The sequence below is a fragment of the Chryseobacterium angstadtii genome, assembly GCF_001045465.1.
In the GTDB taxonomy this organism is placed as follows: Bacteria; Bacteroidota; Bacteroidia; order Flavobacteriales; family Weeksellaceae; genus Chryseobacterium; species Chryseobacterium angstadtii.
Map to the genome: position 1 here is coordinate 137,881 of NZ_LFND01000002.1, position 19,642 is coordinate 157,522.

Annotated in this window: 21 protein-coding genes and 1 riboswitch; of the genes, 3 read left to right on the top strand and 18 right to left on the bottom strand. The window is 38.7% G+C overall.

Features of this window, described 5'->3' with window-relative positions; translation table 11 throughout:
* Positions 1-311 precede the first annotated feature (311 nt).
* From ACM46_RS05915 to namA, 18 genes are all read right to left on the bottom strand, one after another.
* The gene (locus tag ACM46_RS05915; protein ID WP_048505724.1) at positions 312-698 is read right to left on the bottom strand and encodes a hypothetical protein; all 387 of its coding nucleotides are present in this window, start codon (positions 696-698) and stop codon (positions 312-314) included.
* Positions 679-1,239 carry a LemA family protein gene (locus ACM46_RS05920; protein WP_048505725.1) on the bottom strand — a complete coding sequence of 187 codons (561 nt, stop codon included), beginning with the start codon at positions 1,237-1,239 and terminating at the stop codon, positions 679-681. The genes ACM46_RS05915 and ACM46_RS05920 overlap by 20 nt, the downstream gene beginning before the upstream one ends.
* Positions 1,239-1,994: a hypothetical protein gene (locus ACM46_RS05925; protein ID WP_131707546.1), complete on the bottom strand. Its 756-nt coding sequence runs from the start codon at positions 1,992-1,994 to the stop codon at positions 1,239-1,241. The genes ACM46_RS05920 and ACM46_RS05925 overlap by 1 nt, the downstream gene beginning before the upstream one ends.
* Positions 1,995-2,045: 51 nt before the next feature.
* The gene (locus ACM46_RS05930) at positions 2,046-2,699 is read right to left on the bottom strand and encodes a hypothetical protein (protein WP_048505727.1); all 654 of its coding nucleotides are present in this window, start codon (positions 2,697-2,699) and stop codon (positions 2,046-2,048) included.
* Positions 2,700-2,739: 40 nt separating this feature from the next.
* Positions 2,740-3,390 (bottom strand): hypothetical protein, encoded by a 651-nt coding sequence (locus ACM46_RS05935; RefSeq protein ID WP_048505728.1) that lies wholly within the window; start codon positions 3,388-3,390, stop codon positions 2,740-2,742.
* A 4-nt stretch (positions 3,391-3,394) separates the two neighbouring features.
* The gene (locus ACM46_RS05940) at positions 3,395-4,216 is read right to left on the bottom strand and encodes a hypothetical protein (RefSeq protein WP_048505729.1); all 822 of its coding nucleotides are present in this window, start codon (positions 4,214-4,216) and stop codon (positions 3,395-3,397) included.
* 5 nt (positions 4,217-4,221) lie between these two features.
* Positions 4,222-6,882, bottom strand: a complete 2,661-nt coding sequence (locus tag ACM46_RS05945; RefSeq protein ID WP_048505730.1) for an OmpA family protein — start codon at positions 6,880-6,882, stop codon at positions 4,222-4,224.
* Positions 6,883-6,893: 11 nt separating this feature from the next.
* Entirely contained in the window at positions 6,894-7,382 is a 489-nt protein-coding gene (locus ACM46_RS05950) for a DUF4280 domain-containing protein (RefSeq protein WP_048505731.1), read from the bottom strand.
* Between the two features lie 2 nt (positions 7,383-7,384).
* Positions 7,385-7,522, bottom strand: a complete 138-nt coding sequence (locus ACM46_RS23300; protein ID WP_157859428.1) for a hypothetical protein — start codon at positions 7,520-7,522, stop codon at positions 7,385-7,387.
* Between the two features lie 22 nt (positions 7,523-7,544).
* Positions 7,545-8,585 carry a hypothetical protein gene (locus ACM46_RS05955; RefSeq protein ID WP_048505732.1) on the bottom strand — a complete coding sequence of 347 codons (1,041 nt, stop codon included), beginning with the start codon at positions 8,583-8,585 and terminating at the stop codon, positions 7,545-7,547.
* Positions 8,586-8,613: 28 nt separating this feature from the next.
* Positions 8,614-8,916: a hypothetical protein gene (locus tag ACM46_RS05960; RefSeq protein WP_048505733.1), complete on the bottom strand. Its 303-nt coding sequence runs from the start codon at positions 8,914-8,916 to the stop codon at positions 8,614-8,616.
* Positions 8,917-8,920: 4 nt separating this feature from the next.
* Entirely contained in the window at positions 8,921-10,342 is a 1,422-nt protein-coding gene (locus tag ACM46_RS05965; RefSeq protein ID WP_048505734.1) for a T6SS phospholipase effector Tle1-like catalytic domain-containing protein, read from the bottom strand.
* A 62-nt stretch (positions 10,343-10,404) separates the two neighbouring features.
* Positions 10,405-11,379 carry a DUF2931 family protein gene (locus tag ACM46_RS05970; protein ID WP_241485971.1) on the bottom strand — a complete coding sequence of 325 codons (975 nt, stop codon included), beginning with the start codon at positions 11,377-11,379 and terminating at the stop codon, positions 10,405-10,407.
* A gap of 64 nt (positions 11,380-11,443) precedes the next feature.
* On the bottom strand, positions 11,444-11,614 hold the full coding sequence (locus ACM46_RS23305; RefSeq protein ID WP_156122705.1) for a hypothetical protein: 171 nt from the start codon (positions 11,612-11,614) through the stop codon (positions 11,444-11,446).
* 1 nt (position 11,615) lies between these two features.
* On the bottom strand, positions 11,616-13,547 hold the full coding sequence (locus tag ACM46_RS05975) for a type VI secretion system Vgr family protein (protein WP_048505736.1): 1,932 nt from the start codon (positions 13,545-13,547) through the stop codon (positions 11,616-11,618).
* A gap of 159 nt (positions 13,548-13,706) precedes the next feature.
* The gene (gene tssD / locus ACM46_RS05980; protein ID WP_048505737.1) at positions 13,707-14,111 is read right to left on the bottom strand and encodes a type VI secretion system tube protein TssD; all 405 of its coding nucleotides are present in this window, start codon (positions 14,109-14,111) and stop codon (positions 13,707-13,709) included.
* Positions 14,112-14,290: 179 nt separating this feature from the next.
* Positions 14,291-14,584: a DUF2752 domain-containing protein gene (locus tag ACM46_RS05985; protein ID WP_048505738.1), complete on the bottom strand. Its 294-nt coding sequence runs from the start codon at positions 14,582-14,584 to the stop codon at positions 14,291-14,293.
* Between the two features lie 2 nt (positions 14,585-14,586).
* Positions 14,587-15,639 (bottom strand): NADPH dehydrogenase NamA, encoded by a 1,053-nt coding sequence (namA, locus tag ACM46_RS05990; RefSeq protein WP_048505739.1) that lies wholly within the window; start codon positions 15,637-15,639, stop codon positions 14,587-14,589.
* A 99-nt stretch (positions 15,640-15,738) separates the two neighbouring features.
* Here namA and ACM46_RS05995 point away from each other — a divergent pair, with 99 nt between their 5' ends.
* The 3 genes from ACM46_RS05995 to ACM46_RS06005 all read left to right on the top strand — a co-directional run bounded on the left by ACM46_RS05995 (position 15,739) and on the right by ACM46_RS06005 (position 19,574).
* Positions 15,739-16,221 carry a cytidine deaminase gene (locus ACM46_RS05995; protein WP_048505740.1) on the top strand — a complete coding sequence of 161 codons (483 nt, stop codon included), beginning with the start codon at positions 15,739-15,741 and terminating at the stop codon, positions 16,219-16,221.
* A gap of 246 nt (positions 16,222-16,467) precedes the next feature.
* Positions 16,468-16,643: riboswitch (cobalamin riboswitch) on the top strand.
* A 33-nt stretch (positions 16,644-16,676) separates the two neighbouring features.
* Positions 16,677-18,518 (top strand): TonB-dependent receptor plug domain-containing protein, encoded by a 1,842-nt coding sequence (locus ACM46_RS06000; RefSeq protein ID WP_048505741.1) that lies wholly within the window; start codon positions 16,677-16,679, stop codon positions 18,516-18,518.
* Between the two features lie 12 nt (positions 18,519-18,530).
* A complete protein-coding gene (locus ACM46_RS06005; protein ID WP_048505742.1) occupies positions 18,531-19,574 on the top strand; it encodes a YncE family protein in 1,044 nt (347 codons plus the stop codon).
* Positions 19,575-19,642 lie beyond the last annotated feature (68 nt).

Genomic DNA, 19,642 nt, shown 5'->3' on the forward strand with positions numbered 1-19,642 from the left:
ATTAAATAGAAACAGATGACCGGTTCAGTAATCCTGAACCGGTTTTTTTATTTTTGATACAAAGCCTAAATTTAACCTGAATTCGGGTTAAAACATTTCAGTTTTTATCATTTGGAAAGGAAGTCAGAAGCTCGAAGAGGGAAGTTATTGAAGTCCAAAAATAGAAATACAGGGATATTTTTATTAATTTCTTTAAAACTACTTCAATAGATCATAAAAGAAATTGTTAAATGCTTACCGTCCAATAGTAACTTCCATCCCCCATCTTCCATCTTTTAATCTTAATTTCTTATCCCGAATACAGGTTAAATTTATCTTTGGGAATCGTCTTTTTCCTTAATGATCTTAGACCAGTCGGTGAACATTTTGGTGATGGTATTTGTATTCATCACGCTGAAAAAGAACATTCCGGCTAGGATAGTCAGCCAGCAGTACGCCAGCTTAATTCCGTTTCTGTCTGTGATGAAAAAAAGGATGAGCATGGCAACGGATCCCAATAAAAATGTAAACATAAGTGTATACAGCAAGGTGTGGATCACATACATATTCAGTTTAAGTTTTCTGAATATCCAGCCTAGAATAGCCATTGGAATCATGAGTAACAACGGTATAAAGAGGGCCCCGAATATGACAATTTCCGGATGAGCCGTAAGATCATTTTCAAATCCGAAAAATGTATTAAAGCTGAATTCCATCATATTGTTTTTCTGAATTGGTAACTTCCAGTAAGGTTTTATCCTGATAGGCCAGCATTTTCGCCAGTATTACATTAGGAAACTCATGAATTCCAATATTATACAGGTTGACACTGTCATTAAAAAATTCTCTGCGGTCTGCAATTTTATTTTCCAGTTCCGTGATTCTTTTCTGAAGTTCCAGGAAGTTATTATTGGATTTGAGTTCCGGATAGTTCTCCGATACGGCAAAAAATGATTTCAAAGTCCTTGAAGTTTCATTGGCAAGCTCTGTTTTCCGGTCGGAGCCTGTCGCACTGTTGTAAGAGGACCTCAGCTCTGTAAGCCGGGTAAGGATTTCTTTTTCATAATTCATGAAATGTTTGGCCACGCTTACAAGATTGGGAATTTCATCTGCTCTCTGTTTAAGGACAACGTCTATATTGCTGTACGATTTTTCTACATTGAATTTCAGCAAGACCAGTTTGTTGTACAAATTGATCAGGAAGCTGATGACTGCTACTCCCAGCAATCCGAGTAATATGAAGGCGACCGTCCGGTTCATTATTGTAAAAGTAGGTATATGATGATTAAAAGAATAATGGAACAGGTAAATAAGAATGACCTCAGCAGCGGCTGGTAGGTATTCCACACATTGATTCCGGAAGCAGAAGTGATTCCCAGAACTTTATAATGTTCGTCTTTTCTGATAAAAGGAACTCCGTCTTTACCATCTGCATATCCTACAAGCAGCATTTTCTGCCCGTCTTTTAGAAGGGTTTCCGTATATCTTTTGTTACCATTACTGCTGATGTTTGTTTTTTCTAAAAAGATCAATTCAATTCCCTCGGGCTGTACTTCTATCATTCCGGTATCGTCCTTCATCTGAAAGACTTTACACCGGGTTTCCCTGTGAGTGGTGGTGTATGATTCCCTGTTGTTATCATCTTTTTCAATATCTTCAATGGTGTAGTAATATCCGATACATATTTCATGATTAACCGGAGAAATCATCTGGTCTTTCATAATGAGTGTTCCTTCTATTTCTACAAGTCCTTTGGCAAGGGATTTTATTTTTGATGTAGGAATAGAGTTCTGCAATCTTAAAAACCGTTTAGCGGGAGTAGGACGCATCAAAAGCAGCGCTGTCACAACCACCAGGGCGAGAGGAAGCAGAATAATGACCCGTTCCGCGTAACTGTCATAATTTTTATAAATATGATCCAAATGCTCATGCAGCGGCATTTTTTCTTTAAAAATCCGCCACAGAATAAAATAGAGAAAACAAAATACAACAGTTCCTATGAGTGCGTATTCCAATTTTGATATTTTTCTGCTATTCTCCATTTATTATCTGAAATTAACCCTATTTTATTTCATGTAGTTATACCACGGAGATCCCTGAGGAGTCGGGTATTGTAATCCGAAAACAGCATTATTTCTGTAGGCTTCTTTGGTTACAGTCACATATTTATTTCTGATTCTTCCCCCCTCTTCAATGGCTATACTCAGGATAGAATAGTTTTTCCCGTCATCCCAGAAAAAAGAAGTGGGATAGGTAAATGAATTTTTCTCTCCCTGATTCCATGAGACGTTCTCAGGTGAGATTTTTTTAAGCTTTTCAAAAATCGGTTGTACAGATTTTGCCTCTACCGTGGCTTGATCTTTTACGGTAGCGGTAGGTTTTCCATTTTTACCGACTATCTTTTCAACGAATTCTAAAGCATATTTTTCATCGGCATTGGTATCCACGGCACCTATCTTTCCTTTGTAAACCGTAATCCTGGTTCCCATTGTTTTTTCGAGAGGAATTTTATCGTACGTTAAATCTTTGTTTTCATCTGCGTAATACTGTACGATATTCTTTTCAGGGGTTTCATCTTTCAGAAAAAGACCTGTGCTTTCGAAGTTATATTTTTTTGCATCTTCGCCCGGAGAAACGGACGCTACATCGAAAGTTTTGCTTTCGCAGCAGATATTGAATAATGCTGTTACAATCAAAAATCCAAAAAGTCTTGTTTTCATATTGTTTAAACCTATTTTAATATTTATAAATTTTCTACTGTTACATCTTGAGATAGAGTAAACCTATACATACTCCATTTACAATCATTATTCCTAAAGCAAAATATATAGAAATCCTGATTCGTTTTTTTAAAGCAAAAACTGTAATATAAGTAGACAGCAAAGAGGTAAAAAAAGCAGCTACTCCGGTAAAAACACCAGCAAACAATAGCATAATCGGGTCAATATCCAAAGCGTTTGCACTGGTCCTGGAAGAAGTATCGGTAATTTTAACTTTCTCTCCGGTCTTTAAAGGTGTATTGGTTGTAAAATCCAGTGTCTTGAATACTTTCACGCCATTCTCATCAGTATAGACTACTTTTGGAAAGTAAACCGGCCGATCATAATAGGAAGATTTTCCAAAACTTTGTGTTTTCACCAGTTCTTTCTTATAGCCGATGACAGTGGCTTCATAACGGGGTTCATAATAGGCCCTGTAAGTCTTTTCCCATATAAAAGTATAGGAAGATACAAAAGTCATGATATTAATACCGGTCATCAGAAGAGAAACAAAAAACAGGACAACTATTTTTTCTGCTATGCTTTCCCTTTTTTTATCCTCCGATTTATTTAATACTTTCTCATAAATCTTATATCCTGTGAATATAGAGATTAAGGTGATAAAAGCCACAAAAAATCCAAAAAAAGTCATTCTGTCAGATTATCGTTAATCCTTTCTCTCTACTTCTCATGTGTAATTTTACTTCCAGTTCTATATTACTCTGTTCAAAAGAATCCGGGCTTTTAAACTGCAAAGGCTGGGAACCATCGTTCCTGATTAATCTTACCAGTTTCCCGTATCCCATTATTTCCATTTTAACCTCTTCCCGTTTTAATTCTATAACCGGTAATTTCTGGGAAAATAGCTGCCGGGCACCATTTAAGAAATCGTTTTTTCTTTCTTCACTGAAATAAAATGCCTGCTCCTGAAGGTTCTTTTTGTCTTCGGACATTTTCAGGAAGGTTTCCAGATCGTGTTGTTCCAGAACATTCCGGATTTGGTGATAGTAATTATAAACCTGATCGAACAGTTCGTTTTCCGGAATCGTATTAAGATCTACAGAATTCTGCCAACCGTCCAGTACAAAAGGAAGCTCTACTTCTATCTCTGTGGCAATCTCAAATTGGGGAAACTGAATGCCTGAACTGAGGCCGTTCCAGGGCGATTCTATCTTGGGCTGAAATGGTGCTCTTGTTTCTTTCATGCGCGCTGCTTCAGAAACAAGAAACTCAATTCCTAAGTAAGAGCTTTCTTCCGTCAACAGTTTTTCTCCATATTTAGGTGACATTTTCCCGACCACTTTATACTTTCCGCTTTGAAGGATCGCGTGGTTAATGGGTGCCACTACAATATTTCTTTCATTGCCTTGCGTCTGCAATCCTTTCCATTCGTCTATAATCACATCATTTACATATACTTCAGTCTGGCAAAATGAGTTAATATTTAAGTGATAATATGGATTTTCCAATTTTTTCATTTCTGTTAAATATAATGTTTTTCAAAATAGTATTCTGATTTATCCAAAGCTTTTTCCTCCATTCTAAAGCTGCTTTTCCACCATCCTACTTCTCCTTCTACGGAACCGGTAATTATGATTCCGGAAAACTTCAATACCGGTTGGAAGTAAAGTCCTTTATCATCTGTATTAATGATAAAGTCTCCGCCAAAAAATGCTTCTCCTTCCAATCTGGCCTCCGCTCTGAAATCTATAATTCTCCTCTGTCTGCTGGCGTTAAATTTCCCGCCTATTTCAATGGCCAGTACTACTTTTACGCCCATTTTTCCGCCAATCGTTGTTTTACCGTCTATTTTTACTTTACCACCAATGATCTTCAGTGCTTCCATTTCTATTTCCAGCTCTCCGTAAAATGTTGCCGAAAAAGTGACAGCTCCTCCTATTTTCTCCAGCCCTTTTCTAAACTTGTCAATTAATTTGGCGGCGGCAGGATTTCCCGTTAAACCGTAAGATAGTGCAGTAACCGCACATGCTAAAATATCTATTTCAACGGAAGCTCCAATAACAGGCTTCAGCCCTATATTAATTTCACCTGTGGTTCCTAAAAGATTGGTTTCAGGATTTCTTTCAAGATACCATTTTCCAACAAAAGTAAGTTTGGGATACCTAATATCAAAACTTGCCGGAATTGAAGCTGTTTTTGCTGTACTTTGTGCAAAATTGATTACATCTTGTAACACCCCGATAAAGCGGGCTATAAAACGTACGGCCAACCCTATTCTGTCTGCAAATTCATTGGTAAACGATCTTTTCGTAAGACCATTATCCCATTCAGCGGTAAGCCCTACTCCTACGGAAATAGGAACCTTTCCGGATTCATTCATCCGCCATCTTTTATACCCTGCCTGTCTTGATTTTTCCTGATGTTTGGCATAGATATTTCCGGGCGGCATATTGACTGCCTTGTAATTTGAAACATTAATTAAAAACTCAAAAGCAAGCTCCCATTTAATATCAGGATACACTTTGAGTAAGACGGCTGTTCTTCTCTCATTGCTGAGATACCTGCAACTGTGAATGTGCAGATGAAACTGGTTGGGATTCGTGGCCATAGGCCAGATATACTGTAACGGAAGAACAGTAACCCTTGAAATATCTGAGTAAACATTATAATCAAAAGAAGGGGTTGTAAAAGTCTGCATGGTATCTCCCTTATCTACCGCCTGTCCTACATCTATAATCTGAACCTGCTTTTTATGCTTTTTCTTGCTGTCTCTAAAACATTCCTTGGTATCAAATCCTGTAATATCTATGGTAAGCTTCTTTTTGGTTGAAACGCTTGGAGCCACTACTTCATAGTTAATGGTCTGGGCATCATGAGCATTAAACACAAAGGAAATATCAACTCTTCTGTTGTTTTCATAATCCTTTTCATTTTTATATTTGATATTGTCCTGTCCCATTTTATCATCCGTGGGATCCACCTCTCCTTTTCCTACCGAAATTATTCTTGTGGGATCCAGGCCTCCTTCTGCAAAAAATTTCTTTACAACATCTGCCCTTCTTTGGGACAGTCCTTTGTTATAGTTTTGCTTTCCTATGACGCAAGCATACCCACTCAGGTTCATGGTAGAATCTTTGTGTTCCAGAAGGAATTTAAGGACATTATTCAATATGGCTTCTCCATCTTTATCTATGATTGTAGAATCATATTTATAGTAAATGGTTCTTTGAATCCGTTCCTGAAGTGCTGCAGACGACAGTTTTTTGATTCCTTTTCCATTATCAAAAACTTTTACTGTAGTATTATTGGCTTTCCCTTCCTTTACTTCAGTTTCCGTTATCTTAATAACTTCAAACTTACAGGGCTCGTACCGGGCTGCGTTTACGTCGGGTTTATATACTTTGGTAGGGGTCTGGTTTTTACTAACGTTGGCATTGGTGGTAATTACTTTGTTTTTCACATTGAGATAGATGGCATGAAGATCATCACCCAGATTATCTTTAATGTACTGCTTTGATCCTGAATCTTTTACTTTAATATAAAATTCCTCTACATTCTGGATATTATCTACATAGGCCATCCATGAGTAAGTATTTTCTATTTTTAAATTCACCTCTCCGTCGATTACCTGTACATTGCTGTATACGTGTACCAGCTTATCTTTTTTGGCTGTCTGCTGATTCCAGAGTTCTATGATAAGTGTATTTCCATTAAGCCCTTCCGTTGTCAGATTAAGATAAACGATGTGGCCATAGGAAATATAGTTGTTTTTGCTTTGGTTTTTTATGCTGGTTTTGCTTCCTCTCTGAGTCGTCCATTTACTGCTGATAATTTTAGGTTCGCACCAGCCTCTTACATAAAGTCCTACATTATTTTTGGTATCTCTTTTACCGGAAAAGCTAGCCTCAATATAAAATTGATAACTCCCGGAAAATTGTTTGTCAATACTGAATTTATAACCTGTAGAAGACGGGACCTGATAGATAATAATTTTACGGTCATTGGTTTGTCTCATCCAGATTACAGGCTTCTTTTTATCTTCGGCTGTTGTACCCGGCAGCCATTCATCTACCTGAAAAGTGACATCCTGATTGGGCACAATAGTAACTCTCTGCCCTGGAACAGACATTTTCGGATAAAAATTCCCTTTTGTAATCTTTATTTTTTTTACACCTTTTGCCATTTCTTTATGATTTAGATTACACCATCCTGCCCTCCGTATTTGGGCTGCTCATTATACATTTCCTCAGAATCCACCAGCGGATTGATCTGCTGCTGTACATCCTGATCCGCATTTTTAAAGTTCTGCGGGCTGCCTTCCGTTCTCTGTCCGTGATCTATGATTTCAATGCAGGGTGTTCCGGCAATAGCGCAGACGGCTTTGCTATCTTCTAAAATGATATATCCGTTGTTGTTGAGCTGTACTTTTTCATAAAAATTCTGCCATTCCGTGACCATAATTTTGCAGGGCGGAGGCGGACTTCCCATTTTGAGACAGTTCCCGAAAGTATTTTTCTCAAATGTAGCGGCTCCTATTTCTTTCGTGGTAACGATCAGTTTTTTAGAAGCATTTTTATCGTTTGCGTATTCTTTCTGGTGCGAGAGTACTTTAAGTTTGTCCGGAGCTTGTCCGAACTGGCATTTGCACATAGCACCCTGTACTACAATATGTTTTTCTGCCATGGCTAAAATTCTTTATTTGAAATTACTAATCTGCTTAAATATTCATTCCCGAATTCCGGATCAAATTTAGATGCCCCGTCATATTTCAGGTTATAAAGATCGACCGTTGTTGAGAATTGATGATTTGGTTTGATTCTCATGTTGTTACGTTTTTTTTCTCAATTAGTCTGCCAGGGCAGCTACTACTACTGATATCTTCTTTTTCTTTTCGAGCTGTATATCACATTCCAGATACATTGATTCTGAAAGTGAGGTTTCTCCGTTCAGATGATAAGTGATCCTGAAATCTCCCTCATGATTCATCACCGGATCGTCATCAATAATCATGGAAAACGGGGCTTTATTCATAAAATCATACACCGTTCTTTCGTCATTCAGCTTTCCTTCGCCTTCTATATGAATCAGGTTGTATTCATCTTTCAGAGGATCTATTTCCAGCTGCACTTTATATCTGGGTTCCACCGGATTATTGACAATCGGGAAACTTTCCGCTGTTTCCGTCTGATAGTTCTGTCCGAAACTCTGGTATATCCCGAAAAATAATGTTCTGATGAAATAATCATTTTTGAGGTAAAGATCTATTGCATCGGGCTCATATATTACCTTTTCTATTTTTTCGCAATAATGGTCTACCGTTTCACCATCAAATTCTTTATAGACTTCTTCTTTTACAGCGGGCCATCTTTCTTTAAACACCGAAAGATTTTCTACCGCGCTGAATTTCCCCTGCTCATCTACACTGATCTGCAACGGATAGAGCACCTGAGAGGTTTTATACGCCAGCAGATCGGCTATTTCGTTTACTTCTTCTTCATTCAGATAAAGGGCGGAAGTCCTGTCTATATCAAAATAATGCAATTTGTTCTCTGTTTTCAGCCAACGTACAGACATTTCATATTTCAGTTCATTCTTATGATCATCATTTTCAATGGTAATGGTAACCCCATATTTTTTGAATGAATTCTGCGGCTGAAAAACTACTTTGTTTCCCCTACCGAATTCCACCAGTCTTTTTTTATCCGTAACAGCCGTTCTGGGAAGAAATATTTCCTTCTGGCCGGTAAGCTCTATCAGGATCATATCTTTTACGCCACAGTGGTTATTGTGAAACTGTTTTAAAGCATCTGCATCCAAATGATACAATGTGGCTATACTTTTTAAGCTTTCCTCTTTCCGGATGGTATGTATATTAAATTTCTGCATACAGTATTCTGCATCAATATTCTTTATTTTATTTAATGCTCAGGATGTAAATAATTAATAAGGCAATCCCTGAGAGCATCAATATGAAGTTCGTCATTCTGTTCGTCTCATTTTTGGTGAAAAAACTGACTATAATTTCAACCAAATTCCAGAAACACCACAAAAGGATCCAGCAGACATTCAGAACAAGATTCATAGGAATGGACATCCCGCTGTTTCCTCCTATCGACTGAACGGGAGCTCCAAACCAGGAATCCCAGTTATCATAGATATAAATCAGCAGAAATCCCAATACTAAGACCCCGATTCTTATGCCCAGATGTTTATTCATATCATTAAGCTTTATGCTTTACCCTTTCTCTGTCTGATGTAGGATCCATTCCGATTCCTTCTCTTCTGGCAGACCAGTGAAGGTATTTATTTCTGAGTATCCTCAAATCATCCTGTTCTTTCATCTCTTTCTGATAATCCGCATATTTCTGTTCCGGTATAGAGGCGCCTCCATAAGCGGTTTCCACGTCTTTATACCTTTTAAAGATGTATTGTTTTCCGTCTGCCATTGCATAGGGCCTCAGACGGTTTTTCACTCTTACCAGCAGCTGATCATCCGAAATGGAATAAGTTTCGTCGGTAAGCTTTTTTATAGTCAGGGGAACTGTTTTCTGAACTCCGTATTCTGCCATAAAATGTAAGGGAATATAGCTATACGTTTTTTTCAAAAATGCACGGGACCCTTTTAATGCCAGATAAAATCCGGGAGTAATGGTCAGTTCATTTTCCTTGTACCAGGCTTCCGCAATAAGTTTGGCTTTTAATGTTTCCAATTTTGCACTGGTTGTCCATGAGGTTTCAACTTCTTCCCAGGTCTCGGGACCATCTTCGTACGCTCCTCCTACATCACAGTGCACACCGGGAAATATTTTCTCAATGCCTACAGGTACATTGGTAAGGTCAAAGTTTTCTCTGTGCTCGTTTTCCGCTACAAAATGAATAATAGTCTGTGCTCTTCCGATGTCATTCAGACCTAATTCCGCAACATCATTATGAAAATTAGGCATTGCAGAAAAATTTTTGGAATAGGAAGAAACGGTATCATAAATACCAAGAAATCTTACCCTCAATACATCGACGGTAATTCCAGCTTCCTGCAGCTTCAGTCCCAAATGTCCCCATTTTGGCAGCTCCTCGGATTCTACAGTACTTCCGTCACTGTCAGAATGAGAAGTAACGGTCATTCCCTCATATGAAACAGTGGTTGTTTTGGCTTTGTATTTTGATTTTCCTATCTCGTGTAAGAAATTACGGGCTGCCGCTGCACCACGGCTGAAACCGAAAACATCAAAAGTAAGAACAGCAATTTTATCCGCTTTTTTTGAACTCTTGATGGTTTTTACTTTTTTTACGATCTCCTCACAACCTTTTCTCACTTTTCCGCGGATTCCGGTATCCCCCGTTCCAAAAGCATAACCCAGCATAGAGTCTTCCTTTTTGTCTTCCGTCCCGATTCCTTCTATATAAATTCCAAAATTTTTGTCGTAATTATCCCATAAGCGCGCTACATTGCTCCAGTCGTTGTTATAACTGTTATTATCACCGGGTTTTCCTCCGTTTTTCTTATAATCGGCTGTTTTTTCCCTTCTTTCGGTGGTATTGGTTTTATTATTCAAAGTTCCGTCATAAAATATCCCAAGAGTAATGTCTAACACTTCCTCTTTGGCTATTTCCGGGGTATAATCTCCAAATTTATTATTGTGCATCGTTCTTATTTTAATATTAATGACAGAAGCATCAGTTTACAAAGATGTGTGGCTGACGATCATTACTCTATTTTACGGGATAATCTGATCTTCGCTTTGGTAATCGGCAGTTCTTCTTTTTCACTTTTTAATGAAAGGGCAGCACCTGTATTATCTGCGTTTACCTTTATCGTAAAGGCTATGTTCTTTTCTTTTCCCAGCTTTTGGAACAGGTCAAAAATTTCTTTTTCGTCAAAAGAATCTACCCATACCGCGTATCTGTTTTTATTCTGATCTCTCCAGTAAAAACCGCAGAATTTGGGAACCGCTCTTTTTTTATAGGTATCTGCCGTTAAGGTTTCACCAAAAAGATTTTCCTGTTCGCCGTTATAGCTGGTCAATCCAAAATCTATCCATTCACTACCTTCGGGCAATATTACGGAAGGTTTCCAGTTGTATCTTTCTCTGTATACATCATAGATATCCGGAGCCGGATACCCTTCTTTTTCTATTTTGGCTCTAATTTCCGGTTTGAATGTTTCATAAGAAGGGTCTTTCACCATTCTGTCTGCAAAACCTTCTTTGAGCATGTACTTGGCATTCTCATAGGCTTTTTCCTGGGTAATAATCGTATCATGAGCCTGAAAAACACCTACTTCTTTCTGATTCCCCGGACCGTTGATCCATAAAACGACTCTCCCTTTCGGGGCAAGTCCTACAATAAAATTGGTGTAGGTTGCCTTCTTGCCGTTGTCCTGATCTATAAAGCCTTTTTCAAAAAGTTCTTTTATTTTTTCGTGATCCAGATTCCACTTTCCGGTGTAAAATGTTTTTTCCACGAGAGAATACCAGGTAAATTCCAGGGTGGTGGGAATATCCATCTGCTGGGTTTCCACACTCATGGTTCCGCCTTCATTTCCCCAGCCTGTATTCTGAGTACCCCAGATGGCATCGAAACCATAGGTGAAATCATCTGCAATGATGGCTCCTTTGTAAACCTCCATCGGATATTCCTGTGGTGCCGAAACGGTTCCCAGCCAACTGTATTTTTGTTCCATTTTTTTATTTTGACAATTGATTAATGAGAAACTACCTGCAATAAAAAGAATCAGAATTCTTAATTTACTTGTTTCCATGGGACATTATTTTCTTATTGCTTGCCAAAACGAGGTTGTTTTTCTGAGCTTCCACATTAATTTTCTGTGCAATCTTTTCAACCTTTTTGCCGACATTCAGATGGTAGGTATCGTTCACCTTTATCTGTATATTTTTTGCTGTTTTGATGATCGCCATATCAGAAAAGTTTTGATTTTTCAGCACTGTTGAATTCTACAATCTTGCCACTCTGCATCGTCATATTTTCCAGTTCGCTGAACATGGATATCTCTCCGGCAATTTCATTAGAGGTCTCCGACTGTCTTTTGAATTCTTTTTCTACCATTTCCGTTCTGGTATCCGAAGATTCCCGGATATCTCCTGAAGCCGTCTGAACGATATCTTTCCCTGCTGTGGAAATAATGCTTTCATTGGCGCTGCTGTTGATTCCTTCTCCTGCGCTGATGGAAATTTCTTTTCCGGCCGTCATCGTAATGTTATCGCCCGCATTCAGGGTGAAATTTTTAGGAGCTTTCATGCTGATGTTTCCTGCTCCGTCCATAAAATAGATGTTTCCGCTTGGATCCATAATCTTTACGCTTCCTTCTTCATCATTCATCAGAATTCTGATTCCGCTTCGGGTCTGAATAGATTTCAGGTGGTTGTTGACTCCGCCGCCTAAACCTATTCCTCCATGGAACATTCCTCCCATTACAAAGGGTCTGTCCGGATGGCTGTGAACAAAATTCACCATCACCTGATCTCCTACTTCGGGAATGGCTACATAACCTCTGTTTTGGGTGATCTGGTCTGTTCCTCCGGCATCCGGGCTCATCATTCTGATAAAGTGGGTATTGTCGCTGGTCTGCCAGTCGAACTGTACCTGTATTCTGCCCTGTCCTTCGGGATCTGTATTGGATATGACGACTGCGGTCTGTGGTTCGGCTTTAGGAATTCTATATTCCGGTCTAGGAATAAATCCTGTATCTGCCGCAATCCCTACAAAGCTTCCGTGGTAATGCCCGATGGTATCAATTTCATGTTCTGCTTCCGTGATCATGATTCTTGTGAAATAAGAGGTCTCATTGGAGTCCTGTTTCCGCATCTGAACATCGGCAATACATCCCGGGTGCAGAAACGGAACCGTCGTATTCCCTGATATGGAAAAAACATTCACCGCTTCGCTTCCTGAGGCACTTTTCTGGGAATATTCAACATCCAGATGGGTTGATGCTTTGATAGGAGCAATCTGAAGTGAAGGGGTTTTGTAAATATTATTGTTGTGGTCGTAAGCTGTTTTTGCGATATCACTTACATGCTGAATAGGCGTGGCACCTGAAGTAAGCTTTTCGTTTTTATTGCTGTTGTAGCCATAAAACTGGGGTTTGGTGTGTACGGCCTTCAGTTCCACCTTAATGTCGTTGGCACTGCTTCCGTAAGTAAGGATTATAGGCTTGTTCTGAGGCGGAAGTTTTCCGAAATGAAGAACTTCACCGTCATAAAAGAACTGTTCCCCATAGGCTTCAGCCATTCTTGCCAGATAATTATAATGGGTCTCGTCATACTGGCTGCTGTAGATGATCTGGGAAAAATTATTGGCATCAACTCTGATATCAAAACGGCCTTTATCAATCCCCTGTTTAATAACTTCTTCAGCGATAATTCCCATATTAACAGGCTGATTTCCGCCAAAACTCTGGATATGGGAAGCCCCGTCCAAAAGGATTGTAGGACTGCATCCGGTGAGCACGATATTTCCAAGACTCATTTTTTCCTGGCTGAATGCCACTCCGGTAATAATCCCTACAAAGGTTCTTTCCGGACTGTTGTCTATATCTTTATATGAAATAACCGCGGTGAGACGTTTACCCAGAAACTTATTGGCGTCTTCCAGGGAATGGGTCTGGCGGTCTCCCAGGGTATCATGAGCAAGTGTAAGCGTGAATTCATGATGACGCTGGGTGCTTTGTTTAAGCTTAAAATGTTTATAAAATTTGATGATTTTTCCTTCTATGACTAAGGAAAGCTTTACCAGACGGTTGATTCCGGTATGATGATTCTCGGACACTCCGTCTGCATTTTGTGTCGGGCGGAATGACGTTCCCTTTGGTTGTTCAGGTATAGTAGCCATATTTTATAAAGTGATTTGTGTTAAAAAGGTGTATATTATTCATCGAATCGGGAATTTTTGAAAATAAACAAAGATTCCCGGCCGGAAAACAGCATTCACAACAGGTAAAAAAAGACCGTCTTGAGGGACAGTCTCTTTATATATTGTACTACTCGGGACTTAGCTTAATGGCCAAAGTCCGTCATAAAATGAGTTTCCGTATGTTATGCTTTCTGCACTTACTACGAAGCTTACCAGCATATTATTGCTGTCAATTGCATCAAAATCCACTTCATGCTGGATTACGTATCCGTTTTCCCACTTCAGTGTAATCAGCGTTCCTTCTTCATGAGATTTATTGAACATGATTTCTCCGCTCGTCGGTTTATACTTGCTGTTTAATAAACTTTCCAGAACATCTGATTTTTCCGTAGCCTCGATCGTTACTTTGATTAACGCATTAGACGGATCTGATGCTACGCGTCCTGAAACGTCTGTAGATCTTGATACGCTGTAATTAAGTTTTAAAAGCTTCTGCCCTTCTCCTCCATTGAATTTTAATATTCCTCTTGAATTTCCTGCCATATTCTTACATTTTTAATCATTAATGATTATACTGTTCATAAAGTTTGCCTAACAAAGATAGACTTCGGGTTCTAATTTAAAAAGTTTTTATTTAAGAGATTTATATTTTGTAGTAATTCTACGACTTTTCATTTTTTTGTTCATACACGTCAAACAGAGCGATTACAACCGATCTTTTATTAATGGGAATGCATATAAAAGTGTTTATAATAGTAAGACACAATCATAATGATCAGATTGATTACAACCAAAGTCATCAGCAGACTACCATACTTTCTTTTTTTGTCTACAAAACTCAGACCTAATGTTGCAAAAAATATCAACAGTGTGTATACCGTCGGATACAGATGAAATGCTTCTGAAAACCTTCCTTCGAAAACCAGTACAATGGCTCTCTGTGCTCCACATCCCAAGCATTCCACACCCAGAAACTTTTTACTGGGGCAAGTCAGCATAAAGTCTTCAATACTCATGATTATGATGAAATTTTGGCTCTGGTATACTGGTGCGGAAAGAAACAGTTTTCTTTCATCTCAAACGATCCCTGAACGGCAATGTAAGGGTTTCGTAAGATTTCTCTGGCTACAAATATAAGATCAGCCTCTCCTTTCTGCAGGATATCTTCAGCCTGTTCTACCTTCGTAATCAATCCTACAGCACCAGTTTTCACTCCTGTCTCGCGTCTGATCTGAGAAGAAAACGGAACCTGATAGCCATTAAATACAGATATTTTCGCTCCATGGATATTTCCTCCGCTTGAAACATCTACAAGGTCTACGGCATGTTCTTTTAATATTTTGGCCAATTCCACACTGTCGTGGATGTTCCATCCGTTATCCGCATATTCGGTTCCGGAAATCCTTACAAAAAGGGCTGTATTTTCATCCAGTTCTTCGTTTACAGCTTTTACAATTTCCAGCAGAAACCTGATTCTGTTTTCAAAACTTCCTCCGTACTCATCGGTCCTGATATTGGAAAGCGGCGACAAAAACTGATGAATAAGATATCCGTGCGCTCCATGAATTTCTATAACATCAAAACCTGCTTTTATGGCTCTTTTTGCCGCTTCTTTAAAATTCTGTACCTGTTCTCTGATCTCCTCAATGCTGAGAACATGCGGAATTCTTTCTGAAGGATGATAAGGAACCGGGCTCGGTGCTACTGTTTCCCAGCCTTCTTCAACAGGGATCTGCAGATTGTTCCAGGTAGATCCTTTTCTTCCGGCATGAGCCAGCTGTATCCCGATTTTACTTTCTGAACGGGTATGAACAAAATCAACAATTTTTTTAAGTGCTTCCGCTTGCTCATCATTCCAGATTCCCATACAGTGGTTGGTGATCCTTCCTCTGGGTTCCACTCCCGTAGCTTCTACCATAATAAGACCTGTTCCTCCCTGGGCTCTGCTTCCGTAATGTACGAAGTGAAAATCATTAGCCACTCCGTTTTCGCATGAATACATGCACATGGGAGACATTACCCATCTGTTCTTCAACTCTATATTCCTGAATTGTATGGATATATATAGCATTTTATTTTTTTGAATTTTAATTTAACCGTGAATAAAAAAGATTGTCCACCTGATAAAAAATGGCTAAATTTAGCCCCCATTTTTTAGTGTTACTAATATATGAAAAAAGACGTGCAGATCAGTTACGAGCATTTTAAAAACAGCAGTGAACTGAATGATATAGAGAAAACATTATTCGCCAGAGCGATTCAGGCCCGTGAAAATGCCTATGCTCCTTATTCGAATTTTCTTGTAGGGTGTGCTGTTTTGCTGGAAAACGGTGAAATTTATTCGGGTAATAACCAGGAGAATGCAGCTTATCCATCGGGGTTGTGTGCAGAAAGAACTACTCTTTTCTGGGTAGCAGCCAATTTTCCGGATATGAAAGTGAAGAAAATTTTCGTGGTGGGAGGTCCTAAGGAATTCCATGAAAAGAATCCGCCAATCCCTCCTTGCGGAGCCTGCAGACAAAGTTTAATAGAATACGAAACGAAGCAGAAAGAAAATATAGATCTTTATTTTTCAAGTATGAATGATGAAGTGGTAAAGGTGCATTCTATTAAAGATCTGCTGCCGTTTTATTTTGATTCTACGTTTTTGTAGGGAAAGGGCGAAGAAGGCTGATGTGGTGATGTGGCGAAGATATAAAATAGGGATGAAGGGGGATTTCTAATGTTCTATTTTTTCATCTTTATTTTTTAATGGACAAACGGTTATCTTGTATAGACTTTTCAGGTTTATGGATTTCATTTGGTATAAATTACATCATTTCTATAGTTTTAGCATTTTGCAAATTTGCCCTTCCGTCTTTTAGCTTTTCAGCCTCTTTGTACAATACATTTAAAAGATTATCTTTGCAAAAATTTTGGTTTCCAGTCTATTGGAAATAATAGGGAATTGGGTGAAACTCCCAAGCTGTCCCCGCAACTGTAAATCGCAATAAAAGTTTCTGTAAAAAACCACTGTTCAAACGGGAAGGTACAGAAAGCGAAAGTCAGGAGACCTGCCAAAATCATAACAAAAAATACAGATTGCTTTCGGAGGAAAAGTAAAACAGCATGGATATAAAAAGATCTTTATTATTGCTTTGTTCGTCTTATGGCGGTTTTCTTTTTGGACAAGAGAAGGCCATTGACACCATTTATATTTTCGACAGCCAGATGAATAAGGCTAAACTTTTTCATCCGGTACGTACCATTTCACCTCGGGATATTGAGAAAAACTCGACGAATCTTTCTGAACTTTTACGTTTTCAACCTTCTATTTATATAAAAGAAAATGGACGTGGCGCGGTTTCTTCTCCGTCTTTCCGGGGAACTACGGCCCAACAGACGGCTTTTGTATGGAACGGAATCAATATCAACTCCAGTTTTCTGGGCCAGGGCGATGTGAATAATATTCCTCTTTTCGGGTATGATCAGATCGGTATTAAAGCCGGTGGAGGAAGTGTTGTTTACGGCAGCGGCGCGATCGGGGGAAGTATTCACCTGAATAATATTTTAGATTTCAATAAGGGTTTTAAAGGTTCTGTTTACTCGGAAGCTGCTTCTTTTGATACTTATAATAATTTTGCACAGGCTTCTTTCAGCAATGAGAAATTAAGTGTAAAGGTTTCGGGAAGCTATTTCACCAGCCAGAATGATTACAAGGTCCCTGAATTTGTAGTGGGAAGTACAGGTTACAGCAATATCAACGGAAAATACTACAATACTTCGGTTAATATCGGGGTATCCTATAAAATTGTACCTCAACAGACTATTTCCTGGCAGAATCAAATCTTTGATGCTTCACAGCATTATCCGATTTTTGAACAAAATGGAAACAAAACAAAATATAACGCGCAGACTTTAAGGAGCCTGATTTCGTGGGATATTCAAAAAGCCAATCTTTCCAACAGTCTAAAAGCGGCTTATACGGAAGATAATTTTCAGTATTTTTCAGACCTTAATCTTCCCAAAACCAGCGGAGCGGAAGGAAAGAATTATATTTTTAAGAATGATTTCAATTATTTCATCACCCCGAAAATCAATATTAATGTTATTGGCGAATTTCAGGTAAATAAAGGAGAAGGCTATCAATCAGGAATTGGAGTTATCAGTAGAAACGTAGGCTCCCTGGCTGGTCTTGTAAGGTATTTTGCGACAGATCAGCTTCGTTTTGAAGCAGGAATTAAGAAAGATTTTGTGGAAGGAATCTCTTCACCTCTTTTATATTCTTTTTCCGGAAAGTGGAATGCTGTTCCATGGTATCATGCGGGAATCAACTTTTCAAGGAACTTCAGATTTCCATCATTTAACGATCTTTACTGGCAGCCCGGCGGCAACCTGAATTTACTCCCGGAAACTTCCACGAATATCGATATGGACCACGAATTTATGTTCGGAGATTTTAAAATAACATTAAGTCCGTATTATATGGACATTAAAAATCTGATCAACTGGCTTCCTACTCCCAACGGATACTGGGCCCCTTTCAATACATCGAGAGCTGAGTCTTATGGTCTTGAATCGCAAATTACATGGAGTAAAGACTTCGGGAAACATCACTTTAAATTCGATACGGGCTATACGTATTCAAAATCCATCAACAAGAATACCCAGATGCAGATGATATATGTGCCAATTCACAAAGCTGTCGGGAATGTTGAGTACGGATATTCTTTCCTGAAAATTTATGCGCAAGGACTTTTCAACGGCCTCACCTATACGACTACGGACGAAAAAAGAGCTACGGCCATTGATCCTTATTTTCTATTAAATACGGGAATCTCCGCTTCTCTTTTCAAAAAATACACTTTAGGATTTAAAGTGAACAATATAACCAATACTGTTTATCAGACGGTGTCTTACTATCCGATGCCTAAGCGAAATTACAGTGTTTATGCAACCATTAATTTTTAAACTAAAAGTATTATGAAACTGAACAAACTACTCCATCTTCTTTTTGCCTTTACGCTTCTTCTGGGCGTTGCATCTTGTAGCAATGATAACAATGATGAGCTGGTAATCAATTACGGAAACGGTATTTTTATTTCCAATGAGGGAAATTTCGGGAAGCCTAATGCGGAGGTCACTTTCGTTACTGCAGATCTGAACTTTAAACAGGATAATCTTTTCTCAACCAATAACGGAGGTGCCAAATTGGGTGATGTGCTACAGATGATGGCTTTTAACGGCCAAAATGCTTACCTGCTGCTGAATAACTCGAATAAAATCCAGATCGTTGACCGTTCTAATTTTAAAGCCAACGGTGAAATTACCGCAGAGCTTAATCAACCGCGTTATATGGCTTTTGCGAACAACAATATCTATGTAACCAATGATAAATACGGAGGTGATAAGTTTGTAAGCATTTACAAAGTAGCGGACCGCTCTTTCGTTAAGAAAATTCCATTCACGGATGCTGCCGAGAGAATTGTAGAAGCGGGAAATAATATCTTCGTACAGAATGCTTCATTTGGTTTTGGGAACAAGATTACTTATATCAATACTTCTACCAATGATATTCAGTCTGTCATTACTTTACCGAACGGAAATATCAATAAGATCGTTTCAAGCAACCAAAATGTATATGCTATTGCTGCCGGAACTGCAGATTCTTATATCTATCAGATCTCAAGCGCAGGAAGCATTACAAAAACAACTACTTTAACAGGTATCGCCAATGCTAAAAATCTTGAAATTTCAAACGGTAAATTCTATTTTACTTCAGGAAAAAATGTGTACACCATGGATATGAGTGCTACAACCACTCCTACTGCTCCTCTGTTCACAGTAGCCAGCAGTATCGATCAGTATTCTGATCTTTACGGATTCAGCGTGGTAGGCGACAAGATTTTCACTTCAGATGCCAATGGATTTACCCAAGACAGTAAAATTGTTGTTTATTCAACTTCAGGATCTATCATCCGATCTTTTGCTGCCGGTATATCTTCCAACGGAGCTTACTGGAACTAAGAAATTAATACTTCGGTATTATTTATAAATTTTTATTTTTTTTCATCATTTGTGTTTTTTATCCGGGC

Bases quoted from the DNA above. Each gene is read 5' to 3' on its own strand.
- tssD (WP_048505737.1), bottom strand. From the start codon at position 14,111: ATGGCAGGAAATTCAAGAGGAATATTAAAATTCAATGGAGGAGAAGGG.
- ACM46_RS05950 (WP_048505731.1), bottom strand. From the start codon at position 7,382: ATGGCAGAAAAACATATTGTAGTACAGGGTGCTATGTGCAAATGCCAG.
- ACM46_RS05945 (WP_048505730.1), bottom strand. From the start codon at position 6,882: ATGGCAAAAGGTGTAAAAAAAATAAAGATTACAAAAGGGAATTTTTAT.
- ACM46_RS05920 (WP_048505725.1), bottom strand. From the start codon at position 1,239: ATGAACCGGACGGTCGCCTTCATATTACTCGGATTGCTGGGAGTAGCA.
- ACM46_RS05995 (WP_048505740.1), top strand. From the start codon at position 15,739: ATGAAAAAAGACGTGCAGATCAGTTACGAGCATTTTAAAAACAGCAGT.
- ACM46_RS05960 (WP_048505733.1), bottom strand. From the start codon at position 8,916: ATGAATAAACATCTGGGCATAAGAATCGGGGTCTTAGTATTGGGATTT.
- ACM46_RS05935 (WP_048505728.1), bottom strand. From the start codon at position 3,390: ATGACTTTTTTTGGATTTTTTGTGGCTTTTATCACCTTAATCTCTATA.
- ACM46_RS06005 (WP_048505742.1), top strand. From the start codon at position 18,531: ATGAAACTGAACAAACTACTCCATCTTCTTTTTGCCTTTACGCTTCTT.
- ACM46_RS23300 (WP_157859428.1), bottom strand. From the start codon at position 7,522: ATGAGAATCAAACCAAATCATCAATTCTCAACAACGGTCGATCTTTAT.
- ACM46_RS06000 (WP_048505741.1), top strand. From the start codon at position 16,677: ATGGATATAAAAAGATCTTTATTATTGCTTTGTTCGTCTTATGGCGGT.
- ACM46_RS05940 (WP_048505729.1), bottom strand. From the start codon at position 4,216: ATGAAAAAATTGGAAAATCCATATTATCACTTAAATATTAACTCATTT.
- ACM46_RS05915 (WP_048505724.1), bottom strand. From the start codon at position 698: ATGATGGAATTCAGCTTTAATACATTTTTCGGATTTGAAAATGATCTT.
- ACM46_RS23305 (WP_156122705.1), bottom strand. From the start codon at position 11,614: ATGGCGATCATCAAAACAGCAAAAAATATACAGATAAAGGTGAACGAT.
- namA (WP_048505739.1), bottom strand. From the start codon at position 15,639: ATGCTATATATATCCATACAATTCAGGAATATAGAGTTGAAGAACAGA.
- ACM46_RS05985 (WP_048505738.1), bottom strand. From the start codon at position 14,584: ATGAGTATTGAAGACTTTATGCTGACTTGCCCCAGTAAAAAGTTTCTG.
- ACM46_RS05970 (WP_241485971.1), bottom strand. From the start codon at position 11,379: ATGGAACAAAAATACAGTTGGCTGGGAACCGTTTCGGCACCACAGGAA.
- ACM46_RS05955 (WP_048505732.1), bottom strand. From the start codon at position 8,585: ATGCAGAAATTTAATATACATACCATCCGGAAAGAGGAAAGCTTAAAA.
- ACM46_RS05975 (WP_048505736.1), bottom strand. From the start codon at position 13,547: ATGGCTACTATACCTGAACAACCAAAGGGAACGTCATTCCGCCCGACA.
- ACM46_RS05965 (WP_048505734.1), bottom strand. From the start codon at position 10,342: ATGCACAATAATAAATTTGGAGATTATACCCCGGAAATAGCCAAAGAG.
- ACM46_RS05930 (WP_048505727.1), bottom strand. From the start codon at position 2,699: ATGAAAACAAGACTTTTTGGATTTTTGATTGTAACAGCATTATTCAAT.